23 protein-coding genes are annotated in these 24,785 nt (G+C 58.8%); all 23 read left to right on the top strand.

Going from position 1 to position 24,785, the window contains the following annotated elements:
* Positions 1-4 precede the first annotated feature (4 nt).
* Positions 5-1,243 carry a DotU family type VI secretion system protein gene (locus tag GXP72_RS13760; protein WP_024909830.1) on the top strand — a complete coding sequence of 413 codons (1,239 nt, stop codon included), beginning with the start codon at positions 5-7 and terminating at the stop codon, positions 1,241-1,243.
* Positions 1,244-1,246: 3 nt separating this feature from the next.
* Positions 1,247-4,867, top strand: a complete 3,621-nt coding sequence (gene tssM / locus GXP72_RS13755) for a type VI secretion system membrane subunit TssM (protein WP_208763003.1) — start codon at positions 1,247-1,249, stop codon at positions 4,865-4,867.
* Between the two features lie 16 nt (positions 4,868-4,883).
* The gene (gene tagF / locus GXP72_RS13750; RefSeq protein ID WP_208763002.1) at positions 4,884-5,600 is read left to right on the top strand and encodes a type VI secretion system-associated protein TagF; all 717 of its coding nucleotides are present in this window, start codon (positions 4,884-4,886) and stop codon (positions 5,598-5,600) included.
* Positions 5,601-5,611: 11 nt separating this feature from the next.
* A complete protein-coding gene (tssA, locus tag GXP72_RS13745) occupies positions 5,612-6,628 on the top strand; it encodes a type VI secretion system protein TssA (protein ID WP_208763001.1) in 1,017 nt (338 codons plus the stop codon).
* Positions 6,629-6,703: 75 nt separating this feature from the next.
* Entirely contained in the window at positions 6,704-7,228 is a 525-nt protein-coding gene (gene tssB, locus GXP72_RS13740) for a type VI secretion system contractile sheath small subunit (RefSeq protein WP_008502644.1), read from the top strand.
* A 3-nt stretch (positions 7,229-7,231) separates the two neighbouring features.
* Positions 7,232-8,731 (top strand): type VI secretion system contractile sheath large subunit, encoded by a 1,500-nt coding sequence (tssC, locus tag GXP72_RS13735; protein WP_014884232.1) that lies wholly within the window; start codon positions 7,232-7,234, stop codon positions 8,729-8,731.
* 67 nt (positions 8,732-8,798) lie between these two features.
* Positions 8,799-9,020: a hypothetical protein gene (locus tag GXP72_RS13730; protein ID WP_208763000.1), complete on the top strand. Its 222-nt coding sequence runs from the start codon at positions 8,799-8,801 to the stop codon at positions 9,018-9,020.
* Between the two features lie 53 nt (positions 9,021-9,073).
* On the top strand, positions 9,074-9,505 hold the full coding sequence (locus GXP72_RS13725) for a Rap1a/Tai family immunity protein (RefSeq protein WP_208762999.1): 432 nt from the start codon (positions 9,074-9,076) through the stop codon (positions 9,503-9,505).
* A 71-nt stretch (positions 9,506-9,576) separates the two neighbouring features.
* Positions 9,577-9,996 carry a T6SS amidase immunity protein Tai4 family protein gene (locus GXP72_RS13720; protein ID WP_024909836.1) on the top strand — a complete coding sequence of 140 codons (420 nt, stop codon included), beginning with the start codon at positions 9,577-9,579 and terminating at the stop codon, positions 9,994-9,996.
* Between the two features lie 180 nt (positions 9,997-10,176).
* On the top strand, positions 10,177-10,659 hold the full coding sequence (locus GXP72_RS13715; RefSeq protein WP_008502640.1) for a type VI secretion system tube protein Hcp: 483 nt from the start codon (positions 10,177-10,179) through the stop codon (positions 10,657-10,659).
* Positions 10,660-10,717: 58 nt separating this feature from the next.
* On the top strand, positions 10,718-11,209 hold the full coding sequence (locus GXP72_RS13710; RefSeq protein ID WP_061714909.1) for a type VI secretion system amidase effector protein Tae4: 492 nt from the start codon (positions 10,718-10,720) through the stop codon (positions 11,207-11,209).
* The gene (locus GXP72_RS13705) at positions 11,206-11,559 is read left to right on the top strand and encodes a T6SS amidase immunity protein Tai4 family protein (protein WP_208762998.1); all 354 of its coding nucleotides are present in this window, start codon (positions 11,206-11,208) and stop codon (positions 11,557-11,559) included. Before GXP72_RS13710 ends, GXP72_RS13705 begins: the two co-directional genes overlap by 4 nt.
* Before the next feature lie 87 nt (positions 11,560-11,646).
* A complete protein-coding gene (gene tagH, locus GXP72_RS13700; protein WP_208762997.1) occupies positions 11,647-13,416 on the top strand; it encodes a type VI secretion system-associated FHA domain protein TagH in 1,770 nt (589 codons plus the stop codon).
* Positions 13,413-14,210, top strand: coding sequence for a protein phosphatase 2C domain-containing protein (locus GXP72_RS13695; RefSeq protein ID WP_008502637.1), 798 nt, complete (start codon positions 13,413-13,415; stop codon positions 14,208-14,210). Before tagH ends, GXP72_RS13695 begins: the two co-directional genes overlap by 4 nt.
* Positions 14,211-14,226: 16 nt before the next feature.
* Positions 14,227-15,225: a hypothetical protein gene (locus GXP72_RS13690; RefSeq protein ID WP_024909840.1), complete on the top strand. Its 999-nt coding sequence runs from the start codon at positions 14,227-14,229 to the stop codon at positions 15,223-15,225.
* 9 nt (positions 15,226-15,234) lie between these two features.
* Positions 15,235-16,047 carry a type VI secretion system accessory protein TagJ gene (locus GXP72_RS13685; RefSeq protein ID WP_039266575.1) on the top strand — a complete coding sequence of 271 codons (813 nt, stop codon included), beginning with the start codon at positions 15,235-15,237 and terminating at the stop codon, positions 16,045-16,047.
* The gene (gene tssE / locus GXP72_RS13680; RefSeq protein WP_024909842.1) at positions 16,040-16,603 is read left to right on the top strand and encodes a type VI secretion system baseplate subunit TssE; all 564 of its coding nucleotides are present in this window, start codon (positions 16,040-16,042) and stop codon (positions 16,601-16,603) included. Before GXP72_RS13685 ends, tssE begins: the two co-directional genes overlap by 8 nt.
* Positions 16,604-16,605: 2 nt before the next feature.
* Complete coding sequence (gene tssF / locus GXP72_RS13675) at positions 16,606-18,477, top strand: type VI secretion system baseplate subunit TssF (protein ID WP_024909843.1); 1,872 nt, start codon at positions 16,606-16,608, stop codon at positions 18,475-18,477.
* Positions 18,474-19,517: a type VI secretion system baseplate subunit TssG gene (gene tssG, locus GXP72_RS13670; protein WP_208762996.1), complete on the top strand. Its 1,044-nt coding sequence runs from the start codon at positions 18,474-18,476 to the stop codon at positions 19,515-19,517. The genes tssF and tssG overlap by 4 nt, the downstream gene beginning before the upstream one ends.
* Positions 19,518-19,551: 34 nt before the next feature.
* Positions 19,552-22,167: a type VI secretion system ATPase TssH gene (tssH, locus tag GXP72_RS13665; RefSeq protein WP_024909845.1), complete on the top strand. Its 2,616-nt coding sequence runs from the start codon at positions 19,552-19,554 to the stop codon at positions 22,165-22,167.
* 24 nt (positions 22,168-22,191) lie between these two features.
* Entirely contained in the window at positions 22,192-23,610 is a 1,419-nt protein-coding gene (locus GXP72_RS13660; RefSeq protein WP_208762995.1) for a serine/threonine-protein kinase, read from the top strand.
* A 230-nt stretch (positions 23,611-23,840) separates the two neighbouring features.
* Positions 23,841-24,251, top strand: a complete 411-nt coding sequence (locus GXP72_RS13655) for a hypothetical protein (RefSeq protein ID WP_228117491.1) — start codon at positions 23,841-23,843, stop codon at positions 24,249-24,251.
* 64 nt (positions 24,252-24,315) lie between these two features.
* The coding region (locus GXP72_RS13650; RefSeq protein WP_280115396.1) for a contractile injection system protein, VgrG/Pvc8 family at positions 24,316-24,785 on the top strand (470 nt) is incomplete at its 3' end.

The following is a 24,785-nucleotide window of genomic DNA, read 5'->3' as shown; positions in this document are numbered from 1 at the left end:
TAATATGCAGGAACGACAGGACACCGGCAGTGATGCCGCCTTTACCGGAGCCAGTAGCAACAATCAGCTGGTGGCGGCCGCCAATCCGCTGCTCAATGCGATTCCGCAGATCCGTCACTCAATCTCCCATGACGATCAGGTGGCGTTACGCCAGCGCCTGATTGATGAGATTCGCCGTTTCGAAGTCCGCTGCCAGCAGGCGGGACTGCCCTACGAAGTGATCGTCGGGGCTCGTTACTGCCTGTGTACGGCGCTCGATGAGGCCGCCGCGCTCACCCCCTGGGGCAGCAGCGGCGTCTGGTCAAGCAACGGTCTGCTGGTGACGTTCCATAACGAAACCTGGGGCGGCGAGAAGTTCTTCCAGCTGCTGGCGCGCCTGTCGCAAAACCCGCGCGAGCACATTCTGCTGCTGGAGATGATCAACTACTGCCTGCTGCTGGGCTTCGAAGGACGCTATCGGGTGCTGGATAACGGCCGCACCCAGCTTGAAACCATCAAGCAGCGGCTGTGGCAGATGATCCGCGGTGTGCGCGGCAGCTATCCGCCGCCGCTTTCACCCCATCCGGAAGATCGTCCGGTGCTGCGCAAGCTCTGGCGGCCGATGGTTCCCCTGTGGGCCTGCGTGGCGCTGGCCGGGTTTATCGCCTGTCTGTTTTATATCGTGCTTAACTGGCGTCTTGGCGATAACACCAACCCGGTGCTGGCGAAGATTTATCAGTCCCAGCTGCCGGAAACCACTATTCAGCAACCGGCGCGTCAGCTTCCGGCTGTGCTGAACCTGCGCGGCTTCCTGAAACCTGAAATCGAGGCTGGCCTGGTCGCGGTGAAAGACGAAGCGGATCGCAGCGTCGTTATCCTGAAGGGCGACGGGCTGTTTGCTTCTGCCTCTACAGTCGTGCGTGACCGCTATGAACCGGTCATCCACCGCATTGCGCAGGCGATGAATAACGTCAGCGGCAAAATTCTGGTGGTGGGCTACAGCGACAATGTGCCGATCCGCAGCGCGCGCTTTGCCTCTAACTATGAACTCTCTCTTGAACGCGCCCGCTCGGTACAGAAAATGCTGCAGGGAAGCCTCTCTCAGCCTGGCCGCGTGAAAGCGGAAGGGCGGGGCGAGATTAACCCGGTGGCGCCGAACACGACGCCTGAAAATCGCGCCCGTAACCGCCGTGTGGAAATTACTCTGCTGGTGTCGCCTGAAAACACTCAGGCTGAGCTGAACGGATTGCCGCAAGGAAACTAAGGAATGCTGACTACACTTCTTTCCATTTTGACCAACCGCATTCTGTGGAGCTTCCTCGGCGTCACGGCGCTGGCGGCGGTGATCTGGATGATTGGTCCCCTGTTGTCCATCGTGGACACCCGACCGCTTGAGTCTGAGCAAAACCGTATTATCAGCATTGCCGTGGTCTATCTGCTCTGGGCGCAGGGCCACATTCTGCCGCGCCTGTACAACGCCTGGCTGAACCGCAAGCTGATGGACAAGCTCAAGGAGAATACCGCCAGCCCGGAAGCGGCGGATCCGCAGAAGCGGCTGAACAGCGAGGAGCAGATCCTCGCCAGCCGTTTTGATGAAGCCGCGCAGATGCTTAAAAAAGCGCACTTCAGCAAAGCGGGCCAGGGCGCCCAGTGGACGCAGCGCTTCAGCACGCAATATCTCTATCAGCTGCCGTGGTACGTCATTATCGGCGCGCCGGGCTCCGGTAAAACCACGGCGCTGGTCAATTCCGGGCTGCAGTTCCCGCTGGCCGATCGTTTCGGTAAGACCGCGCTGCGGGGAATTGGCGGCACGCGCAACTGCGACTGGTGGTTCACCAATGAGGCGGTGCTGCTGGACACGGCGGGCCGCTATACCACCCAGGAGAGCGAGCAGGTGCAGGACGCCGGCGAATGGCTGGAGTTCATGGGGTTACTGCGTAAGTATCGCCGCCGCCAGCCGATCAACGGCGTCATCATCACCATCAGCATTTCTGACCTGCTCACCCAGTCCGCCGAGGCGTCCCGCCAGCAGGCGGTGAACCTGCGCCAGCGTCTGTCCGAGCTGCACGAGCAGCTGGGTATCCGCTTCCCGGTGTACGTGATGGTGACCAAGGCCGACCTGCTTAAAGGCTTCCGCGCGTGGTTTGCCGACTACGATAAAGCGCAGCGCGACCAGATCTGGGGCTTTACGCTGCCGTGGGAGCAAACCAAGCACGCTGATTACGACCTGATGGGCAACTTCCAGCAGGAGTTTTCTCTGCTACAGCAGCGCCTTGATGCCGGGCTGCCGGAAACCATGCTCAAAGAGCATGACGCGAAAACCCGCGCAGAAGCGTATCTCTTCCCCCAGGAGTTCGCCGCGCTGCGTCCGCTGCTGGCAGACTACCTGAGCACGGTCTTTGCCCGCTCCAACTTCGAAACCGAGTTCTCCCCGCGCGGGATCTACTTCGCCAGCGGGACGCAGGAAGGCATGCCGTTCGACCGCGTGATGGGCGAACTGAACCGCGCCCTGTCGCTGCCGGAAGGGGGCGAGGCGGATAACTGGGATTCGGTCAGCAAAGAAGCGCCTATCCCGGGTGCTAAAGGCCAGAGTTTCTTCATTAAGAACCTGCTGCAAAACGTTATCTTCCAGGAAGCCGGGATCGCCGGGGAAAACCGCTGGTGGGAGCTGCGCAACCGGGCGGTGATCTGGTCCGGCTACGCGGCGCTGCTGGCCCTGCTGGTTATCCTCGGCGGTCTGTGGCTCACCAGCTATGCCAAGAACAAGACCTATCTGGCAGAGGTGGATGCGAAGGTGCCGCTGCTCGACCAGCAGAGCAAAGCGCTACAGAACCAGCCGCAGCGTGACCTGTTCGATCTGCTGCCGCTGCTGAATGGTCTGGTTGACCTGCCGAAAAGCGACGCGTTTGATGTGAACGATCCGCCCGTATCCCGCCGCATGGGGCTCTATCGCGGGGATGACGTCAGCGATGCCGCGCAGTCTCTGTACCAGAAAGCGCTGGATCAGATGCTGCTCCCTGCCGTCGCCATGCACATCACTACCTGGCTTCGCAACGACAACGGCAGCGATGTGGAATACAGCTATGAAGCGCTGAAAGCCTATCAGATGCTGTATCAGCCGAAGCACTATGACGGCAAATTCCTGCATTCGTGGGTGATGCTCAATCTGCAGCGGAATCTGCCGCAGAACGTCACGAAGGCGCAGCTGCAGCAGCTTGAATGGCACCTGACGCAGCTGCTGGAACCGAAAATTCAGGCCTCGCCGTACGCGCAGGATGAATCTCTGGTTGCCCGCGAAAGAGCGATGATCAACCAGCAGCCGCTTTCAACCCGCGTCTACGGTCGCCTCAAGCGCCTGCTGGAACATGATGACAACCTGAAGCCGGTCTCACTTTCCGACCTCGGCGGACCGCAGAGCGAGCTGGTATTTTCCCGCAAAAGCGGCAAGCCGGTGAGCGAAGGCGTACCGGGTCTTTATACGCCGGACGGCTACTGGAAAAGCTTTAACGGCCAGATTGACAGCGTTACCACCGCCCTGCACGAGGATGACGCCTGGGTGCTGGGGGCCGCCACGGCGCAGGAAGATAAACAGCAGATCGATAACGCCGTGCGCCAGCTCTACATGCGCGACTTTATCGCCAACTGGGATCGCTTCCTCGCCGACATTCAGCTCAATAACAGCGCCGACCTTTCCCAGCGCATCAACACCGCGCGTCTGCTCTCCGGCGGCAATTCGCCGCTGCGCCGTCTGGTGCAGAACCTGAGCCAGGTCCTGACGCTGTCACGCAATGCGCCAGCGCCAGAAGATGCAGGCAAAGCGCAGGATCAAAGCAACCGCGCCACCCGTACGCTGGAAGCCCTGTTCAGCAACAATGACGCAGCGCCGACCCAGGCCGCCGTGGTCACCCAGTCGCCGGAACAGCTGGTCACCGACCACTATGCGCCGATGATTGAGCTGGCGCAGCCGCTGGAGAAGGGGGGAAAGACCATCGTGTTTGATGATTTTCTCAAGCAGGTGGATGAACTCTATCGCTACCTGACCGCCGTTCAGGACGCGGCCAACAGCGGGATGCCGGCACCGGGCGGTGAGGCGATCAGCCGTCTGCAGGCCAGCGCCGGTCGTCTGCCGGGCGGGCTGCAAACCATGTTCAGCAACATGGCGGTGGGCGCCAGCAGCGATACCCAGCGTCGTGATCTGGAAAACGTGCGTAAGCGAATTAACGTTGAAGTGGGCGGTTTCTGCCGTCAGGCGATTGCCGGTCGCTACCCGCTGGTGCGCAGCGCCAGCACCGAGGTCACCCCTGACGATCTCGCGCGCATGTTTGCGCCGGGTACCGGGCTCATGGACGCCTTCTTCCGCGACAATCTGACCAATAAGGTGGACACCACGCAGGCCAACTGGCGCTTTATGCCGGGCATCGACGGGAAAACGCTGCCGGGAAGTGAAGGGCTGCTGAGACCGTTCCAGCAGGCTCAGTCGATTCGCGACGCCTTCTTTGCTAATGGCGCAACGACGCCGTCCTTCAAGGTGACGGTTCGCACCGTGCGAATGGATAACACCATTCTGAACCTGACCCTGGACGTTGACGGCCAGCTGCTGCGCTACAGCCACGGTCCGCAGGCCGTGCAGATCATGAACTGGCCGGGGCCGGGCGGCACCAACCAGGTACGCATGCAGCTGGGGCTGGCGAACGGCAGCACGGCGACGCTGGTCACCAACGGCGCCTGGGCGCTCAACCGCTTCTTCGATAAAGCGAGCACCAGCCCGGGCGCGGGTAGCCTGAGCCGTCAGGCCACCTTCAACGTCGACGGACATCAGGTCACGCTGGAGTTTGCGCCAAACAGCATTCGCAACCCGTTCCAGCTTCCCCGTTTCTCATGCCCATAACCGCAAGGACAGCCGTATGACGAATACCCCTGCGATGAACCGCTACAGCTGGTATGGCAAATTACCCAGCGCCGGAGATTTTTTGCAGCGTCGCTTTCCTGACACTTTACAGCGCCAGTGGTCACACTGGTTTCAGGTCGGTCTGCTGGCCTGGCAGCAGGAAGAGCAGCGCAGCGGCGAGCGCCAGTTCCAGAAAGCGCCAGTCTGGAATTATGTGGTACCGCCCATGCTGGGCAGCCAGATGATCCAGATGGGCTGTCTGCTGCCCGGCCGCGACAGCGTTGGCCGACAGTACCCGGTTTGCCTTCAGCTGAGCTTCGCCCCGTCAGAGTGGTCGACCAGCCTGCTCAGCCAGGCAGAAAGCTGGTACCAGCAGATTGGGCGCCTGGGGCTGCACGCGGTGCGCAACAGTTTTTCCGCCTCGCAGCTGGATGAGATGCTGATGACCATTCCGGCGCCGCAGCCCGTCAAGCCGCAAAAGCGCTCCGACATCCTGGATGTGATTGGCTATGACGAGGACGGCCAGAGTACGCTGGGCTGGCCTCAGGCGGCGGAGTGTTTTGATCCGCTACGTCAGACCAGCTACTGGTGGACCAACCGCTGCGACGGTTACCCGCTATACACCCACGTGCACAGCGGTAACTTTACCGGGCAGCTTTTCACCCTGCTGTTCGACCCGGCAGGGGGCGCCCGTCCGGGGCGTCACGGTCTCTATCCGCCCATGTTTGAATAAGCAGGGATCTTATGAATATCGAAGAATTTCTCGCGCCAATAAGCTCCGACAAGCCCTGCGGCGAAAACCTGGAGTACGACGCTGACTTCCAGATCATGAATCAGGCAAGTCTTGGGAAAGCGGAACAGCAGTTTGGCGACACCATTATCCCGGCAGAGCCCGCAGACTGGAACACGGTAGAAAAATACGCCACCAGCCTGCTGACCCGCACCAAAGATCTTCGCGTCCTGCTGGCGTTAACCCATGCCTGGACGCGCCGCCGCGGGCTGGCGGGCTACGCGGACGGATTATTGCTGGTGCAGGAGGCGATCGCCCGTTACTGGGAACCGCTCTATCCGCTGCTGGAAGAGTATGGCGAAACCGATCCGTTCTATCGCATTAACGCCCTGGCGGGGCTCAGCGATAAATCCGACCTCACCGTCGCCGTGCGAAACGCCTCGCTTCTGCGTTCAAACGGCGATGAAATTTCGCTCCGGGATGCCCAGGCCCTGCTGGACGGCAGTAAGACGGAATGTCCGGACTATCCCGGCGGCCGTCCACGGCTGATTGACGAGCTGGCCCGCGGCGACCAGCCGGGAACCGCAGCGGTTATCGTCATTAACGAACGGCTGCTGGCGATTCGCGAGCTGCTCACCGGGCATCTCGGTGAAAGCGGCGTGCCCGAGATGGAGCAACTGCTGAAAACCGTCGGACTGGTAGCCAGCGCGTGTCAGGTGACCGACATCAGCAAGCTGCTGCCGAACCGTGAGGCGCAGGCAGAACCACAGGCCGGGCAGCAATCGGCGGCAACGCAGCCCGCTCAGCCGGTCACCGACTGGCGAAGCGTACAGGTCACCAGCCGCGCCGACGCGCAGCTGATGCTGGAAAAAGCGAAGCAGTATTTTGCGCAGTACGAACCGAGCCACCCCGCACCGCTGATGATTGAACGGGTGCAGCGGCTGTCAGAACTTAACTTTATGGACATTATTCGCGACCTGGCGCCAGACGGCGTTAACCAACTGGAAAACATCTTTGGGCGCCGCGAATAGCGCGTCCAGGCATTATGACGACAGGCATGGAGCCTGCCGTTTCACCTTCACCGCGCATCTTTGATGGAGAACATCATGGCAATGAGTAACAGTGGGCAGAAATTCATCGCACGTAACCGTGCTCCCCGCGTGCAGATCGAGTACGACGTAGAGATCTACGGTGCAGAACGTAAAATTCAGCTGCCGTTTGTGATGGGCGTCATGGCCGATCTGGTCGGCAAACCGGTGGAAAACCTGCCGGCCGTAGACGAGCGTAAATTCCTCGAAATCGACATCGACAACTTTGACGAACGCATGAAGGCGCTGAAGCCGCGCGTAGCGTTCCAGGTGGATAACACGCTGACCGGCGAAGGTAAGCTCAACGTGGATCTGACCTTCGACAGCATGGACGACTTCCTGCCGGATGCGGTGGCCCGCAAGGTTGAGCCGCTGAACAAGCTGCTTGAAGCGCGTACCCAGCTCTCTAACCTGCTGACCTACATGGACGGCAAAAACGGTGCGGAAGAGCTGATCGCTAAAATTCTGCAGGATCCGACGCTGCTCAAATCCCTGAGCCAGTTGCCGAAAAATGACGAAAGCGCGAAAGGTAGCGAGGAATAATCGATGAGCAACCAGACTCAACAACACGAGCAGCAGGCGGGTCAGGCGTTCAGCCAGGATGAATTCAGCGCGCTGCTGAACAAAGAATTCCGCCCGAAAACCGATCAGGCCCGCTCCGCCGTCGAAAGCGCGGTCAAAACCCTGGCGCAGCAGGCGCTGGAAAATACCGTCACCTTCTCGAACGATACCTACCGTACCATTCAGAACCTGATTGCCGGTATCGACGAGCAGCTGTCGCAGCAGGTGAACCAGATCATTCACCACGAAGAGTTTCAGAAGCTGGAGAGCGCCTGGCGCGGTCTGAGCTACCTGGTGAACAACACTGAAACGGACGAGATGCTGAAGATCCGCTTTATGAGCATCTCCAAGCAGGAACTGGGCCGTACCCTGAAGCGCTTCAAGGGCGTGGGCTGGGACCAGAGCCCGATCTTCAAGAAAATCTACGAGCAGGAGTACGGTCAGTTCGGCGGCGAGCCGTTTGGCTGCATCGTGGGCGACTACTACTTCGACCACAGCCCGCAGGACGTTGAGCTGCTGGGTGAAATGGCGCGCATCGGCTCTGCGGCGCACTGTCCGTTCATTACCGGTACCGCGCCGGGCGTGATGCAGATGGAGTCCTGGCAGGAGCTGGCCAACCCGCGCGACCTGACCAAGATCTTCCAGAACACCGAATACGCCGCCTGGCGTTCGCTGCGTGAATCGGAAGATGCCCGCTATCTGGGCCTGGTGATGCCGCGCTTCCTGTCGCGCCTGCCGTACGGTATTCGCACCAACCCGGTCGACAGCTTTGACTTTGAGGAGCAGACCGACGGCGCGAACCACAACAGCTACTCGTGGGCGAACGCCGCGTACGCGATGGCCGCCAACATCAACCGCTCCTTTAAAGAGTACGGCTGGTGCACCTCGATTCGCGGCGTGGAGTCCGGCGGGGCGGTGGAAAACCTGCCGTGCCATACCTTCCCGAGCGATGACGGCGGTGTGGACATGAAGTGCCCGACCGAGATCGCCATCAGCGATCGTCGTGAAGCCGAGCTGGCGAAAAACGGCTTTATGCCGCTGGTTCACCGCAAAAACTCCGACTTTGCCGCCTTCATCGGCGCGCAGTCCCTGCAGAAACCGGCGGAGTACCACGACCCGGATGCGACCGCTAACGCGCGCCTGGCATCACGCCTGCCGTACCTGTTCGCCTGCTGCCGCTTTGCCCACTACCTGAAGTGCATCGTGCGCGACAAAATCGGCTCCTTCCGCGAGCGCGAAGAGATGGAGCGCTGGCTGAACGACTGGGTCATGAACTACGTCGACGGTGACCCGGCGAACTCCTCTCAGGAGACCAAGTCCCGTAAACCGCTGGCAGCTGCGGAAGTGCAGGTGCAGGAGATTGAAGACAACCCGGGCTACTACGCCGCGAAGTTCTTCCTGCGTCCACACTACCAGCTGGAAGGTCTGACCGTTTCTCTGCGTCTGGTATCTAAACTGCCGTCGCTGAAGACGAAAGACGCGTGATGCAGATAGCCGGCCTCCTGGGGCCGGCAGCCTTATTGTGAGTACGAGATAGCTAATGAATTTACCTGTGAAAGCGATAACAAGAAAATTCATCATCTATTTAATGGCTTATGCGTTGTTAATTATTTCATTCATGCTGTTTGTGACGGTATCCGGCTACTATCTGTTTATCTTTGACTGGCCAGAAGATGTCCCGCGAATCGCAATGCATGGATTCTTATGTGCTGGACTTAATGCATTAGCGATAGGTATCTACGTTGTTGCAGAGAAATGGAAAGAGAAACGTTAATACCTCGTGCTGGCTTGTATTTAATTAAGGTATTCCACTAACGCGATATTACAATGAATAAAATAAACCTGTTTGCAATCGTTTTGTTGTTTATCGCGTCTCTGGCTGAAGCACAAACGGGAAATGATTCTTATCCTGACGCAACAGCATTACCGCAGGATGATACGTCAAATTTGCTTCGCGACCCGGGCTTATTAACGGGGTACGATTTCAATCTCAGCGCAGCGCGCTTCGCCAGTGCCTGGCTTTCAAAAACGAATGAACGCGAGCGCATTAAGGCGGATATGTATCTATTAGGCGTGGTTGATGCATCAGAGGGGAAGGCCTGGTGTAAAGGTCATCCGGTTTTGCCCAATACGGTTCATGAATTTCTTTACTCTCGCTTTGCCCATTTATCTGAGCAGGAGAGCAAACAGCGGGCTTCTGAAATCATTACCGATGCAATGGGAGAATTAAGCCCCTGTCAACATCGGACTGGCTTATAGAACGCTCCACTGCTGAACCGGTTGGAATTGGATAGCTGATGCGCTGTGGGGCCGATGGCAAAGGATATAAGGTGAAACATTTCTGTTTTTTCCTCGTATTTATGACCTTTTATGTGTGTGCCGGAAATAACTATCCTGATTTTTATCAGCAGCAAACATACCGGCAGGTTTTAAAAGATTTAGTTCTGGCGCGCTGTCTTGCTCAGGTGGCAGATAAAGGCAGTCAGTTTTCTGCTGATGCGGCCAGAAGTGCGAGCGCATTTATTGAGTGGATACCTTTTGATGCTGAAAATGGCACGGATAAAGTGAATGCCCTCATCGAAAAATATAAAAATCAAATTAATGGTTTTCATTCAGAGCGAAAACCCGATGTCAAAGGCGTAACCTTAAACTGTATACGTCTTTATCATAGCGACGAACTGAACAAACTGGTTCCGCAAGTCATCATTGGCGATCCTGACCGTAGCTGGATCCAGGATAACCCAGAGTAGTAAAAGACTTCACATTCTTTCCATTTATTCCGGGAGAATGTAAGACTGTCAAATGACACGGGTCATTTGATATGAGGCAGAGGTAAAATATGGACGGTTTTATTCAGCCCCATGCTTTCCTGTTTGCCATATAAGTGCTTTTTCGAAAGCAATATTGTTCATCCACGAAGAGTAGATATTATGGCTATTGATATGTTTCTGAAGGTCGAGGGTGTTACGGGCGAATCGAAAGATTCTAACCACACCGGCTGGACTGATATTACCTCCTTCTCCTGGGGCGCTTCCCAGCCAGGTAATATGAGCGTTGGCGGTGGCGGCGGTGCCGGTAAAGTTAACTTTAACGACCTGCACGTTAACGCGCTGATCGACAAATCCACCACCGCTATCCTGAAACACTGCGCCAGCGGTAAACACCTGACCAAAGTTGAGCTGTCCGTCTGTAAAGCCGGTGGCCAGCAGGTGGAATACTCCCGCATTACGCTGGAAGATGTGCTGGTGACCTCTGTTCAGTACACCGGTGCTGACAACGGCGACACCGTTGGTGTGACCTATGCATTCCAGGCTGCGAAAGTGAAACAGCAGTACTGGGAGCAGACCACGTCGGGTGGTAAAGGTGCTGAAAGCAGCGCTGGCTGGAACATCAAAGAGAACAAAGAAGCGTAATAATAGTGGGCCCGAAAGGGCTCACTTTATCCGGAGCTTCTTATCAAGGAGAAACAAGATGTCTCAAATGCGTCCTGCTTTTGGTGCCGCCTGGAACAGATTCAGAGAAGTGAACGTAAGCGTAGAACAGGTTGGCAAATTGTTGGGTGGAAAAGTTCAGCATAATATCGACGCCGGTATTTTTAAAAATGCCTGCCCAATTCGTATGAGCTACGTTTTAAATTACTGTGGCATTCCTATTCCTGCTAACAGTAAATATGCGACAGTGACCGGAAACGACAAAAAGCGCTATATGTTCCGCGTTAAAGATATGATTGCATTTCTACCCACGGTACTGGGCAATGCCGATATGTCTGTCTCTTCTCCCACTCCTGCGCAATTTGCAGGCAAACAAGGCATTATCATCTTTACCGGGCACGGCTGGAGCGACGCAACCGGGCATGTCACACTCTGGAATGGTAATATTTGCTCTGATGATTGCCATTTTCTGGGCTCACCGGGTAATGGTTCGTTTATTCCGACCAACGCAACATTCTGGAGCCTGAAATGAAACGTTTATTACTGCTGGTATTGGCTATAAATGCCTCTGCTGTTTATGCCCAAACCCTGCCTGATGTCAGCGCTTTTTCTCAGCAACAAATCTTTGAAAACTGGGTGCAAAATCGATGCATCAGTAAGATTGCGGACAGTAAAAGTCTGAAAGACGATGCAGAGGCCAGCGCGGCCGCATGGCTGGAAGCAAGCAATCTCCCTGCAGAGAATTTTGAAAAAGCTGACAAGGCGATTGTTTCTTTACTGAAAGAGAAAGTAGGCGGTACCGAACCGGGTCAATATCAGGTTTTAAAGTGCAGCTTAATCGCCAACAGCGACGCGATTCGTCCGCTCAAAACCGCAAAATAGAATCAATGGAATCCGGCCCCAAACGCCGCCGTTCTCGTCCCGAGAGCGGCAGCGTTTGAGCGCTAATCATACCAGCAGGAATACGCCATGCGATTCACGATTATTTCTACGAAACCCGGTCATCAGCCGCCGCAAAGCAGCTGTGATTTTTACGCCCCGGGCGGCACCATTGGGCGCGGTACGGATAACAATCTGGTTTTGCCGGATAATGACCGCACCATCTCTCGTCTGCAGGCCATTGTTCACGTGGACGCCCAGGGCGAATGCCGCGTGACCAACCGTGGCAGCGTCACCCGCGTGGTATTAAATGACATTCCGCTGGAGCGAGGGCGTCAGGTTGAACTGCAGGATGGCGACATTCTCGGTATTGATGACTACCGTATCGAAGTGACCGAACTGATCCACGATACCCAGCCCGTGAGCCGTATGGCGGCCAGTCTGCACCAGCAGGCGCGTCCGACAGCCGCACCCGCGACCGCGCCAGCGCCTCAACCGAAACCGGCAAGTGCCGCACCGCGCGGGAAAGCCGAGCCGACCGCCGTGCCAACGGAGATCTGGGATAGCCTGATGCAGGAGTTCTCCATCTCCGACAGCATCTCCAGCAACCGTACAAAACCGCAGCCTGCTGCATCGCACGATCCGTTCTCCCAGCCTGCGGCCCCGGAGCGTAACGCCGAAGATCCGCTGGCGATGTTCAACGACAGCGATCCAAAGCTCGAGCGTAAGCATGTCGACCCGGACACGCTGTTCAGCGACGAAGCGTTGTTCAAAAAAGAGAGTATTTTTGACGACGTCACCCCGTCAACGCTGGTGCCGCCGGGCGAGACGAGCCCCGTGAAGCCAGAAGAAGAGGCGACGGATGAGCTCGATCCGCTGGCCCTGTTTGGCGGTAAGGCCAGCGCGCCAGCCGCGCGTAATGACGACCCGCTCGGGCTGATGGGCGGCGCGCCACTAACCCATCCGGATGACATTATTGCCGAGAAGCCTGCGCCAGTGCCGGAACCTGAACAGGAAGAGGACGTGCTGGCCGATTCTCCGCTGTTCGCCCCAGAGCCGCAGGAAGAACCGCGTGCTGAAGAAGAGCCCGCGCGACCGGATTACGCAGGCTTCACCATGCCTACGCCACAGGCCGTTGCGCGCAGTAGCGCTCAGGCCCCGAAGGGCCGCCTGCGCATCGACCCGGTCAATAACGCCGCCTCACCAACCACCACGGCAAACAGCGGTGAGAAGGGCGAAGTGTTGCAGGGCGAGCTGCTGGAGGCACTGCTGGAGGGGATGGGGCTGAGCGAAATGCAGCCCGTCCCGCAGTTTGACCGTGAAAATATGCGTCAGCTGGGGCAGATCCTCGGCATGTTCTCTCAGGGGACCGTGGCGCTGCTTTCCTCGCGCTCCATCCTCAAGCGCGGCGTGAAAGCCGATATGACCATGGTGCTGGACGATGCCAACAACCCGTTCAAGCTGTTGCCGACCGGCAAAACTGTCCTGATCCAGATGTTTGGCACCCCAATGCCGGGCTTTATGCCGCCGACAAAATCGGTGCGCGACGCCCTGATCGATCTGCAGGCGCACCAGCTGGGCATGATCTCCGGCATCCGCGCCATTATTGCCGCGATGCTGCAGTCCTTTAACCCGGAGCAGCTGGAAGAGCAGGCGAAGCAGAACGGGATGACCTCTCGTCTGGCGCTGCCGGGCAGCCGCAAAGCCGCCCTGTGGGACTACTTTGTTCGCAGCTATGGCGAGACGGCGGGCGAGATTGAGGATGACTTCCACACCCTGTTCGGCGAGGCCTTCCTTCATGCGTATGACATGGAGGTCAATCAGTACAAAGACTCACAGAGCGGATCGGAAGACAAATGAATATCGCAACGGCTTCTCTCTCCCGCCAGGGGACGCGCGCCAGCAACCAGGATCAGACGGGAGAAACCATAGGGGAACGTTCAGCCTGCTTTGTCGTCTGCGACGGCATCGCGGGGCTGCCGGGCGGCGAGGTGGCCGCAGCGCTGGCCCGCAACAGCATTATCTCCCGCTTCGATGGCGACAAACATCTTAATGCGCAGCACATCCGCGACTACGTGCAGACGGCGAACCGCACCATTCTCAGCGAACAGCAGGCCGTACAGGACTATCGCCGGATGGGCACGACGCTGGTCAGCCTGTTCATTGATCGTGATTACGGGCTGGCCTACTGGGCGCACGCCGGAGATAGCCGCCTGTACCTGTTTCGCCGGGGATGGCTGTGGCATGTGACTACCGACCACAGCCTGGTGCAGCAGATGAAAGATGCCGGGCACCAGACCGACAACCTGAACAGCAACCTGCTCTATCTGGCGCTGGGGATTGAAAACGGCGGGCCGGAAGCGAGCTACAGCGATGTGGTGCAGGTTGAGGACGGCGATGCCTTTTTACTGTGCACCGACGGGTTCTGGCACGGCGTCAGCGAAGAGCAAATGAAGCAGTCGCTGCATATGGTCAATACGCCGCAGGAGTGGCTGACCTTAATGAACCAAATCATTCAAAAGAATGGCGAACAGGAGGGGAATGCTCAGGATAACTATACTGCCCTGGCGGTATGGATGGGCAACCCTCAGGACACCACTTTGCTGCACACCCTCTCTGACGCAGCACAATTTCTTCCCTGCGGAACTGATTAGACACACAAGGAACGATATGAAACTTTGGCTATCGGGTTTGGCACTTCTGGCGGCGACCTCCACCGCGCAGGCTGAAAATTTCCGCATCGTGCAGTCTCCTGCGCAGAAGCTGGATATCTGGATCGACAACATCAAAGACAACACGCCGCAGAGCTGGTGTAAGCCTGAGGTGGCGCTGCGCATTGTGGCAAACGGCAAGAAAGACGTCTCCGTGCTGGAGAACTTTGTGCCGCGTCTTGGCTCACTGCTGGAACACCAGTGCAGCAAAGTGAATAAGCTTAGCTGGACGCTCAACGATCCGGCGGGTTCCACGCTGGCGCAGGGCACGGCTGGCAAAGCGCAGGACTGGGCGCTGGTGGTGAAACAGGAGCAGGCCGCACCTGCTGCGACCGTCACCGCAACCCCAGCCAGCGGCGCGTTACTGCCGCCAGACCAGAACGCTGCATCCCGCACTGTCGCGGCCGACCGCACGCCGTGGCAGGAATTCACCCTGCAGGACGGCTGCCACCTGCGCACCTTCTGGGAAGGTGGCGCTTCCGCTCCGGCGCTCTTTATTCCGGATTCTGACACCACCCGCTGCGGGAACGGCAGCTGGCTGAGCGGACACACCGTTGTGTCGCAGTCCCGCAACGGCGGGCAGAAAGAGATGGCGGTGACCTACATTCATGGCTTCCCGGTGACCGGACTGAATCAAAGCGCCGATCCGGAAAACGCGCTGATCACTTCCGTCAACAAAGAGCGCATGGTATTCAGCACCCCAAACAGCGACCAGAGCTGGATGATCCTGCCTTACGACAATGCCCTGAACAGCTGGAAGAGCAACGGCACGGTCGCGGTGGAGATTTCCCGTGAAACCGCCAGCGATGATGCAAAACTGCAGGCGCGTATCGCGGCGGTGAAAAAAACCTGGAGCGCCTGGGTGGCACCCGGCACGCCGCTGAATATCGTTCTGATTGACACCCTGCGTCCTCAGCTGCGCGATCCGGCCGTCGGCGCATGGCGCGCGGCAAATTAAGGAATGGCAATGAATACGCTCTATCAACACCTGGCGGGTGAGTCGCTTAACGACGCGCTCGCGCGTCTGGAAGCAGAAATCAAAGCCCGTCCGGCAGATGCCGACCTCCGCGCCGCGTTCGTGCAGTTTTTAACCCTTAGCGGCAACTGGACGCGTGCCCTGACCCAGCTGAAAAGCTGGCTGGCGTTGAAGCCGCAGGCGAAGCCCACCGTCACGCTGCTGGAGCAGTCCATTCAGGGCGAGCTGCAGCGCGCGCAGGTGATGGCGGGACAGGCGCGTCCGGCGATGCCTGAAACCCAGTGGCCGTGGCTGACCACCCTTGCCGCGGCGCTGAGCGAGGAGGGCGAGCGCGCGCAGGCGCTGCGTCTGGAAGCCCTTGAACAGGCGCAGGCAAACCCTGGTAGTGTCACCCTTGAAAACGAGGAGACGCAGGCTTTTGACTGGCTGATGGACGGCGACGCCCGTCTCGGCCCGGTCTGCGAAACCATCGTCAACGGCCGCTATTTCTGGCTGCCGTTTAACGCCATCGCGGAGATCCGTTTCCAGGCGCCTGCCAGCGTCACCGATCTGGTCTGGCGTCACGCGCTGGTGCGCCTGACCGACGGAACGGAACAGGTGTGTCAGATCCCGGCGCGTTACCCGTTTGCAGCCGATGCCTCTGATGCGGTCAAACTGGGGCGCACCACCGACTGGCACCCGCTCGATACTGACGGCACGCTGTATGAAGGCCAGGGCCAGAAGGCCTGGCTGAGCGAGCAAAGCGAAAGCCCGCTGCTGTCCTTGAGCCTCGTGACGTTCGCGACGGATGGAGCCGATGAGTAATCCCGCTGGCGAAGGCGATCTGCTGCGCAGCGGCTGGCAAGCCCGCAGCAAGCAGGAGAAGGTGGGGGCGCGCGACAAAATGCAGCCTTCGCTGCTCGATCGCCTCACTGATAACGACCCGGAAAAAAAGCGCGAGTCGGCCAACAGCAATCTGATCACCCATGCCGCCCTGCGTCGCAATGTGCTGCGGGATCTGCAGTGGCTGTTTAATACCATCAACCACGATGCCTCCGGTGATTTGAGCGCGTTACCGCACGTGAGCCGCTCGGTGGTTAACTTCGGCGTCGCGCCGCTGGCCGGGAAAAGAATGTCGGACATCGAATGGCACGACATTCAGCGCAAGCTCACCGAGGCCATCATCAATTTTGAACCACGCATTTTGCCGCAGGGGCTGCAGGTCCGCTGCGTGTCGGATACCTCCTCTCTGGATCTGCACAACGTGCTCTCCATCGAGATCAAAGGGCGTTTATGGTGTGTGCCTTACCCGCTGGAGTTTCTGTTTCGTACCGATGTCGATCTGGAAAACGGCCATTTTGAACTGAAAGATGCGGGGTAATCATGGAAAGTAAACTGCTCGAATACTACAACCGTGAGCTGGCCTACCTGCGCGAAATGGGGGCCGAGTTTGCCGAACGCTATCCTAAAGTCGCCGGGCGGCTGGGCATGCGCGGCATCGAGGTGGCGGACCCGTATACCGAACGTCTGATGGAGGGCTTCGCCTTCCTGACCTCCCGCGTGCAGATGAAAATGGACGCGGAGTTTCCGCGCTTCTCTCAGCGTCTGCTGGAGATGATTGCGCCGAACTATCTTGCGCCCACGCCGTCGATGGCGATCGCAGAGATTGAGCCCGACAGCAGCAGGGGTGACCTGAGCAAGGGCTTCATTGTGCCGCGCGGTACCATGATGGACAGCCTGGCGCTGAAAAAAACCGGCGTGACCTGCAGCTATACCACGGCCCACGAGGTCAACCTGCTGCCGCTGAAAATCGACAAGGTCGAGCTGGGCGGCGTGCCCGCCGATCTGCCGCTCGCGCAGCTGGGGCTGAGCCAGCGGGGGATCGGCAGCGCTCTGCGGATCCGCATCGCCTGCGATGGCCCGCAAAACCTCGGGCATCTGGATTTCGACCGTCTGGAATTTTTCCTCGGCGGTCCGGACATTGAAGCGCTGAAGCTGCTGGAGCTGGTGATGGAGCACCACGTTGGGATCGTCTGTCAGACGGTCGGCCCGCAGCCGCAGCGACAGCTGCTGGCGTCGGATGCGCTGCGCCAGGAGGGTTTTGAGCCTGACCAGGCGCTGCTTCCGGACGATCTGCGCAACTTTGACGGCTATCGCCTGCTGCAGGAGTATTTCGCCTTTCCGGCCCGTTTCCGCTTCATTAGCCTCAGCGGCCTGAGCAAGCTCATCCAGCGCTGTGCAGACGAAAAAGCCTTCGATATCTTTATTCTGTTGGATAAGTCGGATGAACAGCTGGAGCGCGTGGTCGATGCCAGCCACCTGGCGCTGCACTGCACGCCGGTCATCAACCTGTTCCCAAAGGTCGCGGCGCGTCAGAAGCTGAATGAAGGCCAGCATGAATACCATCTGGTGGTGGATAACATCCGTCCGCTGGATTATGAAATTTATGCGGTCAAAAAAATCTATGGCAGCGCGGACGGCCAGCGTGATGACCAGACGTTTCGTCCGTTCTGGAGCACCTGGAGCGGCGATGCGGGCAACTACGGGGCCTATTTTTCCCTGCGCCGCGAACAGCGCGTGCTGTCCGAGCACGCCCTGCGCTACGGCACGCGAACCGGCTATATCGGCTCGGAGGTCTTTGTCTCGCTGGTGAATGAACAGCACGCCCCCTGGCAGGAAAACCTGCGCTATATCTCTGCCGAGGTGCTCTGCACCAGCCGCGATCTGCCGCTGATGCTGCAGCAGGAGCTCGGGCAGTTCATTATGGCCGATTCCATGCCGGTGAAATCCCTCACGCTGCGTAAAGGCCCGACGCCGCCGCGTCCGGCGCTGGCCGAAGGGTTCAGCACCTGGCGGCTCATCAGCCAGCTGCAGATGAACTACCTCAGCCTGATGGACAGCGAAAACGAAGAGGGCGCAGCCGCGCTGCGACAGCTGTTAGGGCTGTACGCCAACCTGGCAGAAACGCCCGTGGCGCGTCAGGTGGAAGGCGTTCGTCACTGCGTGCTGGAACCGGTTCACCGCCGCGTGCCTGAACCCGGCCCGGTGGTGTTCGCCCGCGGGATCGGCATTACCCTGACGGTGGATGAACGAGCCTTTTCCGGCGCCAGTCCGTGGCTCTTCGGCAGCGTGATGGAGCGTCTCTTTGCCCGTCTGGTGTCGATCAACAGCTTTACGGAGTTCACCCTGAAAAGTCAGCAGCGCGGCGAGATTGGCTACTGGGCGCCGCGCATGGGTAAAAGGGCGCTGATATGAGTGACGCCGCCACTGTACCGCTGCGCGTGCATCGCCTGACGAAGCTGCCGGATGCGTTCTGGCACGGGGTGCGCGAGACGCCCTGGCGCTACGATCTGTTTCAGCTGTTAAGGCGCATTGATGCCCAGGGCGGCGAGCGCTACCCGCTGGGCCGCGCGCCGCTGCCGAAATTTGAACCGCTGCGCATCGGCCAGCAGCCGTCGATGAGTTTTGCGCCGTCGACGCTGGCTCAGGTGCGTCAGCGGGAGGAAAGCGGGCTGCATGAGGTATCTATCCTCAGCTTCGGCCTGTTTGGCCCGAACGGCCCGCTGCCGGTCCACATGACCGAATACGCCCGCGAGCGTATTTATCATCATCAGGACACCAGCCTCAGCGCGTTTGCCGATCTGTTCCATCACCGCCTTGCGCTGCTGTTTTACCGTGCCTGGGCGGATGCGCAGCCCACCGTCTCGCTGGATCGCGCCGATAACAGGCGTTTTGAAGGCTACCTGGCGTCGCTGATTGGCATGGGGCAGCCGGGTCAGATGAACAAAGGCAGCCTGAGCTCGCATGCCCGCTTTACCCACGCCGGGCACCTGACCCGTCACGGGCGGGATCCGGAGGGGCTGGAGAAGATCCTGCGCAGCTATTTTAAGGCGCCGGTTAAGCTGGTGAGCAACGTGCCGCAGTGGATGCCGCTCTCCACGCGTGAGCAGGCGCAGCTGGGAGCAGGACGCCGCATGCCGCGCATGGGGGAGTCCGCCTTTCTCGGCGTCGCCGTCCGCGACGTGCAGCATAAGTTTCGCATCGACATTGGCCCGCTGAGCGCGGAAGAGTACAACCGTTTTCTGCCGGGGGAAGCGTGGGTCACCGAGCTGCGTGACTGGGTGCGTCAGTACGCCGGGGTGGAGTTTGAATGGGAAACACGGGTGATCCTGCGTGAAGACGCGGTGCAGGGCACCACGCTCGGCGGTGCCGGGCGATTAGGCTACAACACCTGGCTGGGCCTTCAGCCGCGGCCTGTCCCGCGTGGCGATCTGGTGTATTGCGCAGAGCGATAATTTTTCTAACGCATTGTTATCAATGGAACCGAACATGTCAGAAATAAGCCGTGCCGTGCTTTTCGGCAAACTGGATACGCTGTTATTTACCTCTCTGGAAAGCGCCACTGCGTTCTGCAAGCTGCGCGGCAACCCCTATGTTGAGCTGGTGCACTGGCTGCATCAGCTGATGCAGCAGCAGGATGGCGATCTGCAGCAGGTCATCCGCCACTTTGCCCTTGATGAACAGCAGCTGACGCGCGATATCGTTGCCGCGCTGGATGTCCTTCCGCGCGGGGCGAGTTCCGTTTCCGATCTCTCCGAACACATCGACAGCGCCGTGGAGCGCGCCTGGGTCTTCGGCTCGCTGAAGTTTGGCGTCAGCCGCATTCGCGGCGGCCATTTGCTGATCGGCATGCTGAAAACCTGGAATCTGGCCAACGTGCTGAAAAGCATCTCGTCGCAGTTCACCCGCCTTAACGTCGAGGTGCTGATTGAGCAGTTCGACGCTATTTGCGCCAACAGCAAAGAGACGCAGCAGGCCGCTGCCGCCGTCGATGCGCCGGCGGGTGCAGTGCCGGCTGCGCAGGGGACGCTGGCCCAGTACGGCCAGGATCTGACCGCCCGCGCCCGCGACGGGAAGATTGACCCGGTTGTCGGGCGCGACGAGGAGATCCGCCAGATGGTGGATATCCTGATGCGTCGTCGCCAGAACAACCCGCTGCTGACCGGGGAAGCCGGGGTCGGGAAAACGGCGGTGGTGGAAGGTCTGGCGCTGCGTATCGCCGACGGCGACGTGCCGGAGCCGCTGCAGAACATTCAGCTGTGGCTGCTGGATATCGGCATGCTGCAGGCTGGCGCAGGTATGAAAGGGGAGTTCGAGGCCCGGCTGCAGGCGCTCATTAATGAAGTCCAGTCCAGCGCCACGCCGATTATTCTGTTTATCGATGAGATCCACACCCTGATTGGCGCAGGCGGCCAGCAGGGGACCGGTGATGCGGCAAACCTGCTGAAGCCCGCGCTGGCGCGCGGTCAGCTGCGCACCATCGGCGCCACCACCTGGGCGGAATACAAAAAGTACATCGAGAAAGACCCGGCGCTGACCCGTCGTTTCCAGACGGTGCAGGTGCACGAGCCGGACGAAGCGAAAGCCATTCTGATGCTGCGCAGCACCGTGTCGCCGCTGGAGACGCACCACCAGGTTCTGCTGCTTGACGAAGCGGTCAGCGCGGCGGTGAAGCTGTCGCATCGCTACATTCCGGCGCGTCAGCTGCCGGACAAAGCCGTTGCCCTGCTCGACACCGCCTGCGCCCGCGTCGCGGTCAGCCAGAGCGCGCCGCCTGCGCAGCTGGAAGACTGCCTGCGCCATCTTGCCGCGCTGGACGTGGAAATTGAGATCGCAGAACGCGAGGCGCGCGTCGGTGCCGGAGATGCTGAGCGCGTAGCAACGTTACGCGCCGAACGCGACGCGTATGAGACAAAACGCGAAGCCCTGTCCCGGCGCTGGGAAGAAGAGCGCAGTCTGGTGCAGGAGATTATCCGCCTGCGCGCCGCGCTGTTCGCGGCGGGCGAAGAAGATACCGCTGAGCTGCGCGGCAAGCTGACGGAACAGCAGCAGGCGCTGAACGCCTTACAGGGTGATGAACCGCTGCTGTTTGCGGCGGTGGATGAAAACGTGGTTGCCGCGGTGGTCTCTGACTGGACCGGGATCCCGCTGGGCCGGATGGTGAAAAACGAGATCGACGCGGTGCTCAACCTTGCCGACACGCTGAACCAGCGCGTTATCGGCCAGCGTCACGGTCTGGATCTGATTGCCCGCCGCGTGAAAACCTCGCGGGCGAAGCTCGACGATCCCAACAAACCGGTGGGCGTCTTTATGCTGTGCGGCCCGTCCGGCGTCGGTAAAACCGAAACCGCGCTGGCGCTCGCGGAGTCGCTGTACGGCGGCGAGCAGAACGTTATCACCATCAACATGAGTGAGTTCCAGGAAGCGCACACCGTGTCCACCTTAAAAGGTGCGCCTCCGGGATACGTAGGGTATGGTGAAGGCGGCGTGTTGACCGAGGCCGTGCGCCGCCGCCCGTACAGCGTGGTGCTGCTGGACGAAATTGAAAAAGCGCACCCGGACGTCCACGAAATCTTCTTCCAGGTCTTTGATAAAGGCTGGATGGAAGACGGAGAGGGGCGCCACATTGATTTCCGTAACACCATCATTATTCTGACGTCTAACGTCGGCACCGACCTGATTAGCGCCATGTGCGCCGATCCGGAGCTGGTGCCGGAGCCGGACGCCTTGAGCGGCGCGCTGCGCCAGCCGCTGCTGGAGGTGTTCCCACCGGCACTGCTGGGCCGTCTGCTGGTGGTGCCGTATTACCCGCTCAGCGACGAGATGCTGGGGCAGATTGTTCGCCTGCAGCTCAAGCGCATTCAGCGTCGTCTGGAAGAGAATCACAGCATTATTTCTGAGTTTGACGACAGCGTGGTGGAACAAATCGTTCAGCGCTGTACCGAGGTGGAGTCCGGCGGCCGCATGGTGGACGCTATTCTGACCAACACTCTGCTGCCTCAGATGAGCCAGATCTTACTTACCGCCAGCCGCAGCGACGAGCAGTACCGACGTCTGCACGTCACCTGCGAGCAGGGCGAGTTTCACTGTCAGTTTGCCGCGTAATAATCATCAAGAGAACTGTAAAAGATGACGGATAATGATAACAATCGGACTGTCCCAAACGCGCTCCCGGTCGGGTACCGCTTCAACGAGTTTGAAATCAAAGAGGTGATCGGCGGCGGCGGTTTTGGCATCGTCTATCGCGCGTGGGATCACCAGCTCGAACGCACTATCGCTATCAAAGAATTTATGCCTTCCTCGCTCGCCGTGCGCGGCGACGACATGACCCTGGTGCTGCGCAGCGAGCGCTTTGGCAAAGCGTTCTCCGCGGGCCTGAACAGCTTTATTCAGGAAGCACGTCTGCTGGCGCGCTTTAACCACCCGAACCTGCTGCACGTCCTGCGTTTCTGGGTGCAAAACGACACGGCCTATATGGGGACGCTGTTTTACAGCGGCACCACGCTGTCGCGCCTGCGCGAAGAAAAGCCGGAGCTGATCAACGAAGCCTGGATCCGCCGCACGCTGCCGATGCTGTTCGGTGCGATCAAGACCATCCACGACGAAGGCTACCTGCACCGCGACATCTCTCTGGATAACATTCAGATCCAGGATAACGGCCTGCCGGTGCTGCTCGATTTCGGCTCCGCGCGACGCACCATCGGTAATCTCTCCGACGAAACGGAAACCATGCTGCGTCCGGGATTTGCGCCGATTGAGCAGTACACCGACGACAACGAAAGCGAGCAGGGCCCGTGGACGGATATTTACGCCCTCGGCGCGGTGCTGCGTACCCTGATTGTGGGTTCTCCGCCGCCGGTCAGCGTGGTGCGCTCTATTCAGGATACCTGCAAACCGCTGGTGGAAATCATGCCGCAGGGCTATTCCATTCCGCTGCTGCAGGCCATTGACCGCGCGCTGGCGCTGCACATGGAGGACCGTCCGCAGTCCATCGACGAGTTCGCCGCGCTGATAGAGATGCCGGTCGCCGGTATCAACGATGTGCTGACGGCGAAAAAGCCCGGCACGATGCTGGTACCGGTGGAGGAGGAACAACCTGCTTCGCTGCTCGACTGGCGCCGCTACAAGATCCCGGGCATGGTTGCCGCAGGGGTGCTGGTGGGTATTGTCGCCGGGGCGATGCTGTTCAGCAGTAGTAACGATACGCCTGAGCAGGCTGCACAGGCACCGGCAGAGGCGCGTTCGACCGAAACCGCCGCGAACGCGCCAGACGTGAAGCCGGAAACAGCGAAGGTGAGCGAGCAGGCGACGGCGCAACAGACGCCACCGCCTGTCGCGAGCCCTGTTGCGTTGGTCTATATCCGCATCCTCGACGGCGAAACGCTGAAAGTGAACGGCGAGCCAAAAGCGCTGCGCCCGGGAACCAACGGCTATGCATCGCTCAAGCTGCCGGCCGGAGAGGCGAAGATTGAACTGCAGGGCAACGGAAGAACGCGTGGCCAGACGCTGGATATTGCCAAGCCGGGCACCTGGCTGGTGAATCCGTAGGAATTTAAACAGGAGAGACTATGGAAGTGTACGCTCTTCGAAGCCAGAGGCTTCATCCAGGGAATTCGAGAAGATTGTCTCTCCTGTTTATGCGTTTTGAATTTAATCCTAACCCGGAGAGTTGAGTTGAAGCCAACATGTGCCTCCCCATTTTTGTAAATAACAATATCGGGCGTACGCAAAATAACCTCACTCATTTAAATAGCAAATTATGGTATTTCTGGGGAAGTATGGATCTTCTCGCAATATTGCTTTATTGCGTGAATTCAGTTCGCCACGACAGAATTCCATTCATTTCTGATGCAAAAGCGTTTAGTGATTCGTTGCATTATTATGCAGGTGATGGTTTCAGCATTTTGGTCATGCTTTTTTTTGTGCTTGACTTACTTTTATTACTCTCTTTGTGTACTTCGGCCTGGTTATTCTTCAAGCGAAAGATCGGAGCGATTAAATTTGCCCTTGCTCAGGAATTATTTCGCTTGATTTCATTCAGATGTTCGGTCTCATTTTTCCCTCTTTTAGTAAGTATGTTTGATATTTCAAACATCTGGTTGAATGTAGGCTTATTTGTCACTTCAGAGTTACTGAAAATCTACTCTCTTGTTTTTTGGATGATCAAGAGGGAAAAGCCCCTTTCTTGAATGACGCTTTATCACAGATGCGAACCCCTTTTCTGCATCGCATAAGCTAGATGGAATAAAGATTATGCTCAACCGAATTACCGTTCAGCTCCCGGTGGAGGGGCTTCTGTTCTGGAAACTGACGGGCCGCGAGGCGATGTCCGAGTCGTTCGCGCTGACGCTGACCGTGCTCGGCACGGACGCGCGCATCGACCGCAGTAAGCTGCTGGGCCAGCCGGTCACGGTGACCATCCCGACGCAGAATCTGCTGACGTCCCGCTATGTTAACGGCAAGATTACCCGCGTGGCGGTCAGCGCCGTTGAGCTGACGGGCACCCGCTATGCGGTGTACCAGCTGACGGTGGAGCCTGACCTGTGGCCGATGAAGCGCGACCGTAACCTGCGTATTTTCCAGGGGCAGACGGTGCCGCAGATTGTGAAAACCCTGCTCGGTGAGCATCAGGTTAACGTTGAGGATAAACTCACCGGCAGCTACCGGGTGTGGGACTACTGCGTGCAGTATCAGGAGTCGAGCCTGGACTTCATCAGCCGCCT

The organism is Enterobacter sp. SES19, from assembly GCF_011765665.1.
Taxonomy (GTDB): Bacteria; Pseudomonadota; Gammaproteobacteria; order Enterobacterales; family Enterobacteriaceae; genus Enterobacter; species Enterobacter pseudoroggenkampii.
The sequence above is the reverse complement of the archived record's forward strand: the minus strand, read 5'-3'. Positions and strand labels throughout refer to the sequence as shown.